Source organism: Lentzea sp. NPDC102401, from assembly GCF_044765805.1.
Lineage (GTDB): Bacteria > Actinomycetota > Actinomycetes > Mycobacteriales > Pseudonocardiaceae > Lentzea > Lentzea sokolovensis.
The window spans coordinates 131833-145796 of record NZ_JBIWKS010000004.1; the positions used below are offsets into that span (position 1 = coordinate 131833).

General features: G+C 69.3%; 14 protein-coding genes. 4 read left to right on the forward strand and 10 right to left on the reverse strand.

Translation table 11 applies throughout. The features are described from left to right. Positions 1–40: 40 nt before the first annotated feature. On the forward strand, positions 41–508 hold the full coding sequence (locus ACIRG5_RS15670) for a hypothetical protein (protein ID WP_402905162.1): 468 nt from the start codon (positions 41–43) through the stop codon (positions 506–508). Positions 509–512: 4 nt separating this feature from the next. Here ACIRG5_RS15670 and ACIRG5_RS15675 read toward each other — a convergent pair whose 3' ends face one another. The 6 genes from ACIRG5_RS15675 to ACIRG5_RS15700 form a co-directional block, all read right to left on the reverse strand. Further along, positions 513–1025 carry a hypothetical protein gene (locus tag ACIRG5_RS15675; RefSeq protein WP_402905164.1) on the reverse strand — a complete coding sequence of 171 codons (513 nt, stop codon included), beginning with the start codon at positions 1023–1025 and terminating at the stop codon, positions 513–515. After that, complete coding sequence (locus tag ACIRG5_RS15680; RefSeq protein ID WP_402905166.1) at positions 1022–1594, reverse strand: AAA family ATPase; 573 nt, start codon at positions 1592–1594, stop codon at positions 1022–1024. The genes ACIRG5_RS15675 and ACIRG5_RS15680 overlap by 4 nt, the downstream gene beginning before the upstream one ends. Before the next feature lie 87 nt (positions 1595–1681). Then, complete coding sequence (locus ACIRG5_RS15685; RefSeq protein WP_086665400.1) at positions 1682–1885, reverse strand: cold-shock protein; 204 nt, start codon at positions 1883–1885, stop codon at positions 1682–1684. A 181-nt stretch (positions 1886–2066) separates the two neighbouring features. Beyond that, entirely contained in the window at positions 2067–2582 is a 516-nt protein-coding gene (locus ACIRG5_RS15690) for a hypothetical protein (RefSeq protein ID WP_402905167.1), read from the reverse strand. A 37-nt stretch (positions 2583–2619) separates the two neighbouring features. Then, positions 2620–3666, reverse strand: coding sequence for a Gfo/Idh/MocA family protein (locus tag ACIRG5_RS15695; RefSeq protein ID WP_402905169.1), 1047 nt, complete (start codon positions 3664–3666; stop codon positions 2620–2622). Between the two features lie 331 nt (positions 3667–3997). Next, positions 3998–5263, reverse strand: coding sequence for a Gfo/Idh/MocA family protein (locus ACIRG5_RS15700; RefSeq protein ID WP_402905171.1), 1266 nt, complete (start codon positions 5261–5263; stop codon positions 3998–4000). Positions 5264–5332: 69 nt separating this feature from the next. On the opposite strand from ACIRG5_RS15700, the gene ACIRG5_RS15705 reads away from it, so the two are divergent. Further along, positions 5333–6238 (forward strand): nucleoside hydrolase, encoded by a 906-nt coding sequence (locus ACIRG5_RS15705; RefSeq protein ID WP_402905173.1) that lies wholly within the window; start codon positions 5333–5335, stop codon positions 6236–6238. Here the strand turns inward: ACIRG5_RS15705 and ACIRG5_RS15710 are convergent. From ACIRG5_RS15710 to ACIRG5_RS15720, 3 genes are all read right to left on the reverse strand, one after another. Beyond that, on the reverse strand, positions 6231–7697 hold the full coding sequence (locus ACIRG5_RS15710) for a hypothetical protein (RefSeq protein WP_402905175.1): 1467 nt from the start codon (positions 7695–7697) through the stop codon (positions 6231–6233). The two genes, ACIRG5_RS15705 and ACIRG5_RS15710, sit on opposite strands and share 8 nt — an antisense overlap. A gap of 165 nt (positions 7698–7862) precedes the next feature. Beyond that, positions 7863–8324 carry a hypothetical protein gene (locus ACIRG5_RS15715; RefSeq protein ID WP_402905177.1) on the reverse strand — a complete coding sequence of 154 codons (462 nt, stop codon included), beginning with the start codon at positions 8322–8324 and terminating at the stop codon, positions 7863–7865. Between the two features lie 24 nt (positions 8325–8348). Then, complete coding sequence (locus ACIRG5_RS15720) at positions 8349–8861, reverse strand: GNAT family N-acetyltransferase (RefSeq protein ID WP_402905179.1); 513 nt, start codon at positions 8859–8861, stop codon at positions 8349–8351. Positions 8862–8938: 77 nt separating this feature from the next. On the opposite strand from ACIRG5_RS15720, the gene ACIRG5_RS15725 reads away from it, so the two are divergent. Together ACIRG5_RS15725 and ACIRG5_RS15730 are read left to right on the forward strand one after the other, a co-directional pair. Beyond that, positions 8939–9385 carry a helix-turn-helix domain-containing protein gene (locus ACIRG5_RS15725; RefSeq protein WP_319977087.1) on the forward strand — a complete coding sequence of 149 codons (447 nt, stop codon included), beginning with the start codon at positions 8939–8941 and terminating at the stop codon, positions 9383–9385. A gap of 86 nt (positions 9386–9471) precedes the next feature. Then, positions 9472–10932, forward strand: coding sequence for an alkaline phosphatase family protein (locus ACIRG5_RS15730; RefSeq protein WP_402905181.1), 1461 nt, complete (start codon positions 9472–9474; stop codon positions 10930–10932). A 4-nt stretch (positions 10933–10936) separates the two neighbouring features. On the opposite strand, the gene ACIRG5_RS15735 is transcribed toward ACIRG5_RS15730, so the two are convergent. Further along, a complete protein-coding gene (locus ACIRG5_RS15735; RefSeq protein WP_402905183.1) occupies positions 10937–13927 on the reverse strand; it encodes an AfsR/SARP family transcriptional regulator in 2991 nt (996 codons plus the stop codon). Positions 13928–13964: the final 37 nt, after the last annotated feature.

Consider the following 13964-nt stretch of genomic DNA (forward strand, 5'->3'; position numbering starts at 1 on the left):
GACCGAGCAGGGCCCTGTGCCCGCAGGTACGAACGAAGACATGCCGAAACTGCTGACCATCGCCACCGTCCTGCTCGCGACCGTCACCCTCACGGCGTCCCCCGCGCTGGCCGCGCCGGACCCCGTGAAGGCCACCGCCGACTTCCAGGAAGCGTTGTTCACCCCAGTCGCCGGTGTCCTCGACTTCGAGGAGACAGCCGACGGCATCAAGGTCGCCGGCGAGTTCAAGAAGGGCTTCGCCTCCGACGCGCCGTCGGACTACCAACTGGTGGTCCTCGACAACGCGGAGGTGATCCTGGACTTCAGCAAGGACTTCCAGAAGGTCGCCGAGATCGAGGCGGCGGAGGTCACGGCGTTCGAGTTCGTCACGAAGACCAAGCAGAAGATCGCGGACATCCGCAACGAGGACGTGGTCGTGCGCCAGCTCGTGGACGTGGCGGCGGGCATCAAGGTGCAGGCGGAGATCGGCCGCGCGAAGGTGCAGAAGACCGAGGTCAGGCAGGGCTGAGGCGTCAGCGGGCGTCCTCGTGGTGCAACGAGGGCGCCCGTCCCGCCAGTCCTCGCTCGACGGCCTCCAGCACCGCACGGTTCGTGCGCAGCGTCGCGTCGTGCGCGAAGGGGCCGAGCAACACCTGCTGCGTCGGGTGCGGAAGCACGGGGTCCAGTACGGGCACGGACGTGTACACCTCCACCACCGGTGCGTCTTCTGCGAGAAGGTGCCGCACGGCGTTGAGCACGCCCACGCGATAGCTGTCGTGCACCCACGCCACCAGCAGGTTCACCGGCCGGCCGTCGAGTTCGTCCTCGACCTCCGCCGCGAGCTTCGCGGGCTGTTCCCAGTCGGCCCTGACCCAGGTCGGCCGATGTCCCCGCGAGATCGACGCGCGCGCCGCCCGTCCAGGACCGTCGTCGGCCATCAGCGGCCGCGTGCGCGACGGCAGCACCACCCGCCACCCTCGTGCCACGAGTTGTCCCGCGCAGCCGGCCAGCATGCCGGTCCCGCCTAGCACCAGCGCCGTTCTCACCGAGCACGCTCCTCCCCGACCGAGGCGAGCGGGCCGGAGAGCCACCGCTCCACCTGTCCCTGCCCGCGCAGCCGCACGACCACGACGTCGTCGACCAGGGCGAGCACCCTGACCCGGTTGCGCCGGTAGCTCTTCCAGCCCCACCGCAGGATGTGCCCGGGATCGGTGAAAGCCGACCACAGCGACGACTCCCGGTTACCGTTCCACAACTCCACTCCTGCCGCGCGACGTCTGATCGTGCGACTCACCAGCCGTGCCATCACGACCGGGAACCGGTGGTCGAGCCACACCACGGTGTCCGCCCGCGCGAGCAACGCGGGCCGCGCCGCCTTGTACTGGTATTCGGTGACCCAGTGGTCCTCGCGCGCGAACGCGGCCACCTCGTCCAGGAACTCCGGCCGCGGCGTCCACCGTGGACCCCAGTAGAGGCTGTCCAGCTCCACGCGCCGCAGGTCGTGCCGGCGGGCGATGCGCAGGCAGAGAGTCGATTTACCGGATCCGGCGTTGCCGGCGACGAGGATGCGCCGGGGCACGTGCGGCAGCGGATCGGCTGGTCCGAGCAACGGCATCGAGCCAGGCTAGTGGCGGCCGCAAGGTCCCAGAACGGCCGCAGGGCCCCCGGGAAGTCCCGGGGGCCCTGCGGGTGTGAAACAACGTCAGAGAGCGGTGACGTTCGTCGCCTGCGGGCCCTTCTGGCCCTGCGTGACGTCGAACGAGACCTTCTGGTTCTCCTCGAGGCTGCGGTAGCCGCCGCCGTTGAGGGCCGAGTAGTGGACGAAGACGTCAGCGCCGCCGTCCTCGGGGGCGATGAAGCCGAAGCCCTTTTCGGCGTTGAACCACTTGACGGTGCCGTTTGCCATGTACTGCTCCTTCAATGCTGAAGAGCAAGCCGCACTTTGCGACTGCCCCGTGGTTGGTCGAGAGCCGACCGCCCCATCCGCGAAGAAGGAGAAGCGCTCGCAACTGAAGTTCGGCGAGCGTGATAAGCACACGAACACAAAACCGCAACCAATGAAGAAGTCTACCGCATGCCCCCAGGACTCAGCCACGCCTGCGTTGAGGAACCGCGAACCTCTGCTGCATGATCGAGATCCGGAAGATGACGTAGCAGGCGAGCCCGGCCGCCCCGATCGCGCACAAGGTCGACAGCGTCGAGAACACGACGTACAGAGGTGTGTCGAGCAGCAACGACTCCAGCACGTCACACAGCACCATCGCGAGGAACGTGAGCTGCCACGGTCTGATCAGCGGACTCGCCACGCGCTGGGCGAACGGCACCTCGCGCTGCGCCGGGTCGCTCGCCTTCCACACCTGTGACACCAGGCGCACGCCGTGCAGCGCGATCGCCTCGGCGTTGTGGGTGGCGCTGCGGAACCAGATGACGAACGCCACACCCGCGGGGATGACCATCATGATGGCCAGGAAGCTCCACGAGGACGATCCGCCCTGCCAGTCGTTGATCGTGCCCCAGACGGACTCGGCGGCGACCAGCCCTATCAGGCCCGTGCTGACGTAACCGGTGACCCGGACGTCCTTCAGCTCGATGTAGGTGTCCAACGCAACACTCCCCGAACGCGGCGAACTGCGCGGCAGACTACCGCCCGAATCCGCAGCCCAGTTCGGTGAAGGTCGCGAGCTTCTCGGCGGCGCGCACGACGACCTCGTCGATGCCGTCGAGCACCACCCGGTCACCGACGCGGCGGGCGGGCAGCAGCGGCACGTCGGCCTTGCCGCACTGCTCGGCGATCGACGTGAACGCCCGCGCGGCGGCCAGCGGCGCGACCAGGGGCTCGCCGGTCTGCCGGTGCCGGATGAGGTTCTCCAGCAGATCGACGGACGGCGCCACGGCCATGCGGTGGTCGTTGACCGTGAGTCTGTCGTCGTCGTACCACCAGACGGCCTGGCCTAGCGTTCCGTGCACGAGGACGACCGGTGGCAACGATGTCGTCGCACAGAGCGTGGTGGCGACGACGACCGGTGGCGCGCCATCGGCCGTCACCCGCACGCAGGCCGTGTCGTCCGCACTGATCGTGTCGCGGCACCGGTACAGCTCCAGTTCCACAGCGATGTCGGTCCGTTCCTCGACATCGGCGAGCAGCAGTGCGCTCTGCAGTGCGTGCGCGAACGGGTTGACGAGCGTCCCGTCCTCGCCCTGCCGTCCCGCCCAGTCGGAGCGTTCGTAGTAGGAGTCCGAACGCACCCAACGCCCGGCGGCGCCGATGCCGGTGATGTCGCCCAGCGCGCCGGAACCGATCAACGAGCAGAGCCGCCGGTACGAGCCCGTCCCCTGCGTCTGGAACCCGACCTGGCCGACCAGCCCGCGTTTGAGCGCCTCGGCGGTGATGTCGTCGAATTCGGTCGTCGACAGCACCGCGGGCTTCTCGACCAGCACGTCGCAGCCCAGTTCGAACGCGGCCAGGACGAGGTCGCGATGCGTCGCGGGCGGCGAGGAGATCACGACGACCTCGGGATGGAGTTCGGCGGCCAGCGACGGCAGGTCCGGGTAGGACGGCACCGGCGCGTCCACGTCCACGACGTCGACCACGCCGACGAACGTGGCGAGGCCGTCGTGGCCGAGCCGGACCAGGTTCTCCACGTGCCGCGCCCCGTGACCACGAGCGCCGACCAGCGCAACACGCATCGCTCTCACCCTTCTCGGGTGGACTCAGCCGCGGGCGCCAGGGGTCCGCCGATCACCAGCGCCAGCGGAGGCAGGGCCCACACCAGCACACCGGCGACCACCAACGCGGCCATCAGCATCAGCCGAGGTGGGTGGAATTTCAATGCGCCGCGCCAACCAAGACACGTTTGCGACAGCATCCAGGCTCCAACGGGGCCGAAGCGGTCAACACCGCCACCCGAACGGGCAATGGCGCCGGGAGCGCGGTCACCGCTAAGAGGGCGCCATCCGCGAGCACGGCCTGGACTGGCCCGAAGATCACATGGCCCCGAACGAAGAGGGGCGTCCAGCCTCAGCGAAGGTCGATGACGTCGGCGACGTGGACCGGTTTCCCTGTCTCGAAGCTGCGGTTGGCGGCGAACCCGGTCAGCAACGAGAGCGTGCCGTCGTAATGCGTTGCCTTGCGTCCCAACGGGTCTTCCTGCCCGGGCGGTCCGTACAGCGCGTCGACCATGCGCTGGTCGGCGCCGCCGTGCCCGTCCCGGTCGTACTCCAGCAGGATGTCCTCGCGTTCCTCGAAAAGCCGCTGCACGGAGAGCTTCGCCCAGCCCTGCTCCGGGTTGGCGTTGACGCCGTGCACGGCCGGGTCCTGGCCCGACACCCAGGAGTTCTCGACGACTTCGAGTTCGAGACGTCCCAGGCTGCCGTTGACCATCAGCCGGTAGCCCTCCCACGGCGAGTAGGCCGTGAGGTGGTACGTCAGGTTCGCGCCACTGGCGTAGCGGACGAGCACCGACATGTCGTCCTCAATGGACACACCGGGCTCGAACGGGTTCTGGTCGCGCCGGTAGCCGTCCTCGTGCCGTGCGTCGACGTAGAGCTTCTTGAGCCAGTCGTTCTGCTCCAGCTTGATGTCGAACCGATCGTCTTGGGCGTAGCCGTGGCGTTTGCCGTTTTCCTCGCCGTAGAAGAACAACCGGCTGTGCGCGTACACGGTCTCGGGCACCGAACCGACCCACCAGTTGAGCAGGTCGAAGTGATGGGTCGCCTTGTGCACCATGAGTCCGCCGGAGTTGGCCTTGTCGCGGTGCCAGCGGCGGAAGTAGTCGGCGCCGTGCCGGGTGTCGAGCAGCCACTCGAAGTGCACGGACCCGATCTCGCCGACAGCGCCGTCCGCGAGCAGCGCGCGCACCTTCTCGTGGATCGGGTTGTAGCGGTAGTTGAAGGTGACCGTGACGTTGCCGTCGTTGCGATGCACCGCATCCAGAATCTTGCCCGCCGACGGGACGTCCGTCGTCATCGGCTTCTCCGTCACGACGTCCCGCCCGGCGTCGAGAGCCTCCACGATGTACGTGTCGTGGTGACGGTCGACAGTGGTCACGACGACGACGTCGACTCGTTGCTCGTCCAGCATCTTGAGGAAGTCGGCCGCGTCGTACGTGGGCACCGGCTCGACCCCCAGAGCGGCGAGCCGGTCGTTGTGGACGTTCATCCTGGTGCGGTTCACGTCGGCGAACGCGACGAGTTCGCAGGTGGCCGCGTGTTCGACCGCGATGGCGTGGACGTGCCGCTCCGCCCGCGATCCCGTGCCGACCACCGCATAGCGCCTGCGAGCCATCTCCGGCCTCCCCTGCAAACGTTTTCCTCACGGTAGCCGCTGGAGGGACGGGAACGGCAGGATGGATTCATGCCGACTCCTGTGGTGCTCGACTGCGACCCCGGCCACGACGACGCGATCGCGATCCTGCTCGCGGCCGGCTCACCGGAGATCGACCTGCGCGCGATCACCACCGTGGCTGCGAACCAGACGCTCGACAAGGTCACCTCGAACGCACAACGGGTCTGCTCGGCCGCCGGAATCTCGGTGCCGATCGCCCGCGGGGCGGCCCAGCCGTTGGTGCGCCCCCTCCACGTGGCGGAGGACATCCACGGCGAGTCCGGAATGGACGGCCCGGCGTTCGGCGCGCTGACCGTCGGCGTGGTGGAGGAACACGCGATCGACGTGATGCACGCCCACATGCCGGCGACGCTGGTGGCGACCGGCGCGTTGACGAACGTGGCGCTGTACCTGCGGCGGTACGGGCCTTCGGCGGTGCGCGAGATCGTGCTCATGGGCGGGTCCACCGAGCGCGGCAACACCACGCCGTACGCGGAGTTCAACATCTACGTCGATCCCGAAGCGGCTCAGATCGTGTTCTCCAGCGGCGTGCCGATCACGATGATCGGGCTGAACGTGACGCATCAGGCGTTGGTGACGCCGGAGATCGTGGCGCGGTTGAACGCCCTGGGGTCGCTCGGCCGGATGTGCGGGGAGCTGATGACGTTCTTCGCCGCGACCTATCGCGAGGTGTTCGGGTTCGCGGCGCCGCCGTTGCACGACCCGGTGGCGATGGCGCGGGTGATCGACCCGTCGCTGGTGACGTGCGTCGAGGCGTTCGTGGGGATCGAGACCACCGGCACGTTCACGCGCGGCGCGACCGTCGTGGACCTGCACGGCCGAACGAAAGAACCGCCCAACGCCCGGGTGGCCGTCGGCCTGGACGTGGAGCGGTTCTTCGAAGTCGTGCTGGACGCCGTGAAACGACTCAGCTGACGCTCTTGTCGCCGAGCACGGCCCACTGGCTCCAGCCGGCCTTCTCCTTGTAGAAGCGGCGGACCAGTTTGCCCTCGTCGGTGCGGGCGAAGACCTCGACGGTCTTCGTCTGCGCGTGGTACATCGCGGTCGGCGGCGCGGAGACCTTGGTGGTGCCGAGCTTGGCCCACGTGGTCCAGCCCTTGTCGCTGGCGCGGGCGTGCTCGACGATGCCGCCCTCACCGAGCTGCACGACGTCGATGGAGCCGGTCGTCGAGTTGAAGACCGCCGACGGAGCGCCGGTGCCCTTGCCGCCCAACGTGGTCCAGACGCCCGCCGCGTACTGCTCGACGCTGCCGGACTCGGTGCGGACGAAGACCTGGTCGACGGCGACGCTCGGGTCGCTGACGATCTTCTTGTCTCCCTGGTCCGCCCAGGTGCTGCCGTCCCACTTGATCAGCTTGCCGTCGGCGGAACGCGCGTAGACGTCCTTGTCGGCAACGGCCGGATCGCCCTCGATCTTGCGGTCGCCGACCGGCGCCCACTTGTCGGTGAAGCGGAGCAGGAGGCCGTCCGCACCGCGGGCCAGGACCTCGACGGCCTTGGTGCTGTCGTTCCACACCAGCGTCGGGTCGCCCGCCACGGCCGTGTCACCCAGGGCGAGCCACTGGCCGTCGACGCGGCGGTAGATCCTGCCGTCCGTACCGCGCGCGAACACCTCGACGATCTTCGTCTGCGGGTTCATCAGCGCGACCGGGTCGCCGGCGAAGGCCTCGGACCCGAGCTGCTGCCAGCCGTTCCAGCGGCTCGTCTTGTGGAAGTTCGTGATGATCGTGCCGTCCGTGCCGCGCGCGAAGATCTCGAGCTGCTGCTGCCCGGTGTTCGAGATCTGCGGGCCGGCGCTGACGACGAGCTTGTCCGTCACCGGGGTCTCGCTGCCGGAGCCACCGCTGCCGGCCTCGAGGATGTTGTTGTAGCGCAGCGGCACGTACTGGCGAGCCGTGGCGGCGCTCCACACGCGCTGCACGGGCCTGCTGCCGTCCGGCCCTGCCTGCTCGCGCACGATGGGCCGCGTCTTGGCCGCGTCCGCCCACCCGATGAACAGCGCGACGTGGTTCAGGCGGTCGTTGAGCGCGTCGCCGGGGCGCAGGTCCGCCCAGTCGATGCGGTGCGCGACCTGCTCGAGGATGTGCGTGGTGTAGGAGATGCGCAGGCCCCAGGCCATCGACACGAAGCCGGAGCAGTCCGTGCGGTAGGCGCCGTACTTGTTGCCGAAGCAGTCGCTCTGGCTGTACGGCACACGAGCGCTGATCCACGTGCGCGAGCGCGCCAGGATCTCGCTGCGCGTGATCTTGGAGTTCGCCTCGTACGTCCCGCAGATCACCCCGCCCTCGGCGGCGACGGCGACGTCCGGCATGGCCAGCGTCGAACCGAACGTGATGGCCGCCGCTGCGACCGCCAGCATCCCCCACCGTTTCATGCCGGTCACGTTAGCAAGGCGGTGTGAAGTTTCGGTCCGGTCGAACGTCGGATGTTCCTGCGGTTGCGCACGGTCGGAGTGGCGGTTGCTCACGTGGTCGGCCTGTCCTTCCGGAGCGCTGACGGGGTCTCGATGCCAGTTCCATCGGAGAAACGGCCCAAGCGGTTACTCCACCACGCTCAGATACCGGCGCGGCACGTACAGCTCTTCCCCGTTCTCATAGGGATAGGTGACGGCGCGCAGACGCGTGCGGTTCTCACCGGCCTGCTCGTAGGCCCAGTACCGGCCGGGCTCCTCCGCCCACGCGGCGAAGATCACGACGTGCCGGGTGAGGTTGGTGCCGTCCGTGCGGATGACCACGTCACCCGCCCGCAGTTCGGGCGCGGTGATCAGACTGCTCACCACGGCGAGGCCAGGGGTGTCGAGGCCGCCGTGCCGGTCCTCCGGCCTGCCCGGCAGGCCCCACGCCATCGACACGAACCCCGAGCAGTCGGCGCGGTAGATGCCGTGTTCGTTCTGGTGGAATCTCGTCTGGCTGTAGGGGACCGAGTCGCGCAACCAGGAACACGCGCGCTCCACGATCTCGGAGCGGAGGATGAGGCGGCCGGCGGCACGTGCGGTGGTCACCCGGCCATCGTCGAGGTGAGGTCTCTAAATCTCCTGCAAGCTTTCTATAAGGTCGGCGTCGCTGATCTCGGCGGTCACCCAGGCCAGCGGGTAGCTGAGCTGGATCGTGTCGATCTCCCTGGTCAGCCGCACACCGGGCAGCACCTTGCGCACCAGCGCGAGCATCGCGTGGTTGTCGGGCAGGACGTCGCCGTGCAACTGCGCGACACCCATCCGCGCCGCGATCGAGGTCAGCTCCTCCAGCAGCAGGCGGCCCACGCCGCGGCGCTGCCACAGGTCGACCACGGCGACCGCGATCTCCGCGCCGCACTCGCCGGTCCTGATCACGCGGGCGATGCCGATCGGGTCGCCGCCGACGCGGGCGCACACAGCCGCGTGACGTTCGCCGTCCACGTCGACCAGCACCCGGCGGGCGGACGCGGTCAGCCGAGGCGTCGGCGAGTGAAAGCGCAGGTAGCGGCTTCGCGCGGACAGTCCTTCGAACACCGCGTCGACAGCTTCCGGAGCGGTGTCGCGGTTGAGCTCGGTGACGCGCATGAGGATCGACCCCTCTGAGTTCGGAATCCGAACTGTAGCTGAGTTCGAAAATCGAACGCAAGGGATATCCTGGAGTCATGCCGTACTCGAACTTCGCGAGCATGCCCTGCACGCTGAGCCGCCCCGCGGCGCTGCTGGGCGAACGCTGGACGCTGCTGCTGCTCCGCCAGATCTTCCTGGGCACCCGCCGCTTCGAGGACTTCCAGGCCACGATGGACATCTCGCGAAGCGTCCTGACCGACCGGCTGAACGTGCTGTTGCAGGAGAACGTGCTCAAGCGCGTGCCCTATCACGAAGATGGCCGCACACGGCACGAATACCGCCTCACGGAGAAGGGCCGCGACCTCTATCCCGTGCTGATGGCGCTGCGCACGTGGGGCGAGAAGTGGATGGCCCCGGAAGAAGAGGAGTCGTTCCACCTGCACCACCGCGACTGCGGCGGGGGCGTGCGGGCGAAGGTCGAGTGCACCGAGTGCGCCGCCGAACTGACCGCGCGCGACGTGCAGGTGACGGCCAAGCAGTGAACTTGTACTGACAACTGTCGAAGTCCGGGTGAACTCAAGACGCACCCCATTGCTGAAGACGGTTGCAGGCAGCAAGTCTGCCTGTCATGACAAGAGCTGCTCTTGCGTTGCTGCTGCCTCTTCTGCTGGTAACCCCGGCTGCCGTCGCGGCCCCGGCGAAGACGCCCAAGGTGCTCGTGATCGGGCTCGACGGCGCCCGGTACGACAAGCTGGTCGGCGCCGACACCCCGAACATCAAGGCGCTGCTGAACCGCGGCTACGGCGCCCGCAGCGCGCTGTACGGGTCGGGCATGGCCCAGACCTCCAGCGGACCGGGCTGGTCGACGATCCTCACGGGCGTGTGGCCGGACAAGCACAAGGTGAAGGACAACTCCTTCTCCGGCAACGCCCTCACGTCGTACCCGAGCTGGCTGGAGCGCGCGAACACCGCGAACCCGGCCCTGTCGACGTACGCGGCGGTGGACTGGAAGCCGATCAGCGACCAGATCCTGCGCACCGGCCAGGACCGCAAGTACGTGCTCGACGGTGACACGGCGGGCTACACCGGCTCGGACGAGAAGATCACCGTCGACGCCGAGCAGCACCTGAAGGCCGACGCCGCCGACGCGTCGTTCGTCTACCTCGGTCAGATCGACATCGCGGGCCACAGCAACGGCGCTGACTCCTCCCAGTACGACGCGGCGATGCGCGCGAACGACGCGCAGGTCGGCCGTCTGGTGCGCGCGATCGAGTCGCGGCCGTCGTACGCGTCCGAGGACTGGCTGATCATGGTCACCACCGACCACGGCCACACGGCGGCGGGCGGCCACGGCGGCGACTCGCCCGAGGAGCGGATGACGTTCGTGATCTCCACCGGCTCGGCGCGACCGGCGGTGGCGCCGAAGCTGGTGGACGTGGCCGCGTCCGCGTTGAAGCACCTCGGTGTCTCCGTCTCGCTCGACGGCTACGCGCTCGGCACCGCGCCGGTCGACCCGTTCGACTCGGTGACGCTGAAGCCGCGCCAGGACGAGACCGGGGTGCCTGCTTCGGTGCTGGGGTGGACACACCAGGGTCCGGCCGGTTGGACGGTCACCACGGCGTCGTCGATGCCGCAGGGTGTCGCGGAGTGGCAGGGCTGGTCGTTCACCACCGACGACTTCTGGACCCGCACCGCGCCTTCGCAGTCGCGTGAGGCGAACGTGCGCGCACGGGGCGTCTTCGCCGTCGCCGACCCCGACGAGTGGGACGACAAGGGCGCACCGGCCTCGCGCGGCAAGTTCGACTCGACGCTGACCTCGCCCGCGTACGACGTGACGGGCAGGTCGAGCGTGAAGCTGGACTACTTCTCGCACTACCTGCAGGAGGGCACGCAGCGCGGCACGGTCAGCGTGTCGTTCGACGGCGGCGCGGAGCAGGTCGTCCGCACCCACGACGCGAACGGCCTCGCCCAGCAGATCTCGCTGAACGTGACCGTCCCGTCCGGTGCCCGCACGGCGCGCGTCTCCTGGCGTCTCTTCGACGCCGGCAACAACTGGTACTGGGCCGTCGACGCCCCGCGCCTGTCGTAAGCGGCTACAGGGCTGAGCGCCACTCGCCGGCGCTCAGCCCCGCCAGTTCCCTCGCCTCCCGCGCGCCCAGCGACGCGAACAACTCCCTGGCACGCGACCACATCTCGTCGTCCGCGGTCGCCGCCGCCAGGTCACGCATCGTGCGGGCCTGCCAGATCGGCAGCCCCAGCACGGTCCACTGGTTCAGCGCGTCCTGCAGGAGGTCCGCAGCCGCCTGCTCACGACCCTGCGCCAGCGCGAGTTCGCCGAGGGTCCTGGTCATCAGCGCGGCCCCGAACCGGTCGCGCTGACGTGTGCAGACGTCCAGGCACTCGGCCAGCAGGTCGTCCACACCGTCCAGTTCGCCGGTCCGCAGCAACGCCTTCGCCAGTGCCTGAACCGCATACGTGGCACCGAGTTCGTCCCCGACCTCGCGCAGGACCTGCTCGGCCTCCCTGCTCAGTTCCACCGCCTCCGCGAACGCCCCCGCCGCCCGGTGACACAGACTCAGGCCGCGCAACGCCAGCGCCTCGCCGCGCCTGTCCTCCAGCGCCCGGTACAGCTCCACGCACCGTTCGAACGCCTGCGTGGCCTCGGCCGGATCGCCGTGGTCGCGGTGGATCGCGCCGACGCCGTAGCTCGCGGCCGCGACGACACCGTCGTCCCCCAGCGCGATCGCCTTGTCCAGCAGGTCGCGGGCCAGGTCGAACTCGGCCAGGTCGCGCCGGACCGTGCCCATGCCGACGTAGGCGACGGCGAGCGTCTCCGGTTCGTCGATGTCGGCCGCGATGTCCGCCGCCTGCTGGAAGTTCGCCAGCGCCGCCGCGAAGTCGTCCTGCTCGTAGCGCAGTTGCCCGAGGCCGGCGAGCAGCACGGCCTCGGCCCGCCGGTTGCCGCGTTCTCGCGCCGACCGCAGCGCGACCACGTGAGTGCGCTGCCAGTTGCCGAACTGGTTGCGTGCCGCGAAGGGCGACGAGAGCAGCGACGTGATCACGGCCGTGGTCAGCTCGTCGACACCGAGGTCGTGCGCGCGTTCGACGGCACGCACGACGGCGTCCGTCTCGGACTGCAGCCAGCCGGTCGGATCCTCCTCGACGTCCTCCTCCAGCCGCGGGTCCACCTCGATCTCGGCGTGCAGCCGGGGCCGCAGCCCCAGCGTCACCCGCGGCAGCTTCCTCGCCCCGGTCTCGACCAGCGAGAGCCACGTCTCCAGCAGGCGCGAGACGGCCTCCGCGGCGGGTTCGCCCGAGGCCTGTTCGGCGCCGAAGAGCTGCACCAGGTCGTGGAACCGGTAACGCACCCTGCCGATCTGGTCGACGCCGGCGACGTCCACCAGCCGCAGATCGACCAGGTGCTCGACGACGTCTTCCGCGTCGTACGGCGAAATGTCCAGCAACGGCGCCGCGACCCACGCGCCGAAGTCCGGCAGGTCGAGCACCGACAACAGGTGGAAGGCCTTGCGGTGCAAGGTGTCCAGCTCGGCGTAGTTCAGCTTGAGCGACGAGCGGATCGCGAGGTCGCCCATCTCCAGCTCGTCGAGTCTTCGCCGTTCGTCGGACAACCGCTTCGCGAGCGTCTTCAACGGCCAGTGCGGCCGCGCCAGCAGCTTCGCGCCCGCCGCCCGCAACGCCAGCGGAACGCCGCCGCACAGCCGCGCGATCCGTTGCGCCGCTTCGGGTTCCGCGTCGATCCGCTCGTCGCCGACGATCCGTCGCAGCATCTCCTCGCTGACCTCGTCGCTGAGGAACCCGAGCTCGACCGGCTCGGCGCCCTCCAGCCCGGTGAGCCGGCTGCGGCTGGTGATGATCACGAAGCAGTTCGCGTTGCCCGGCAACAACGGCCGGACCTGCGCCTCGCTGCGGGCGTTGTCGAGCACGATCACCAGCCGCCGATCCGCGACCGTGCGCCGGTACAGCTCGACGCGTTCGTCCGGAGCGGTGGGCTGGTCCTGGCCGGGGATGCCGAGCAGGGCGAGGAACCGGCCGATGACCTCCTGCGGTTCGAGGTTCCGCCCGCCACCGCGCAGGTCCGCGAACAGCTGCCCGTCCGGGTACGACTTCCGCAGCAGGTGCGCGGCGTGCACGGCCAGCGCGGACTTGCCGGCGCCACCGAACCCGGACACGACCGCGATCGGCGTCGCGGTGTCCGCCTCCCGTCCCTCGGTGAGACCGAGGACCTGCTTCAACGCCTCCTGACGGCCGATGAAGTCGCTGATGTCGGGTGGCAGGTGATGCGGGACGACCTGCTGCGTCGTCACCGCCGCGGGGGGCGGCGTCACCGTCAGCTTCGGCGGAGCGATCTCCAGGGTGCCGGTGAGGATCGCCGAGTGCAGGTCCCTGAGCTTCTCGCCGGGTTCGATGCCCAGCTCGTCGAGCAGGTGCTCGCGGGCGTCGCGGTAGACGTGCAGCGCGTCCGCCTGCCGTCCGGCGCGGTGGAAGGCCCGCATGAGCAGCTCACGCGTCTCCTCCCGGGTCGGGTGGGCGTTCGCGAGCGCCGACAGCCGTGTGATCGCGTCTTCGACCCGGTTCTGCGCGAGCTCGCAGCGGCCGAGCCCTTCCTCGGCGCTCAGGCGGGACTCCTCGAGCGACAGCGCGTGCCCACGGGCGAACTGCGCGTCGACGCCGTGCAACGCCGGCCCGCGCCAGAAGGCGAGTCCGTGCTGGTAGTGCGTGATCGCGGTGGCGTGGTCGCCGGCCCGTTCGGCCTGCCGCGCCGTCGTCAGGTGTTTCTGGAACAGCTCGACGTCGCTGTCCAGGTCGAGGAGGTACCCCGGCGCCCTGGTGACCAGCGCCGTACCGACCGCGCGCCGCAACGACGACACGTAGGTGTGCACCAGCGCACCCGCGGTCTGCGGCGGTGACTCTCCCCAGATCAGGTCGATCAGCCGTTCCACCGGCACCACCTGACGCGGCTGCAACAGCAACGCGGCCAGCAGCGTCCGCGGCTTCGGCCCACCCAGACCGACCTGTCTGTCGCCGACCCAGACCTCGATCGGCCCCAGTACGAGCGCTCGCACGCTCACACCCCCATCCCCCCAGAACTGAGCTGTGTCT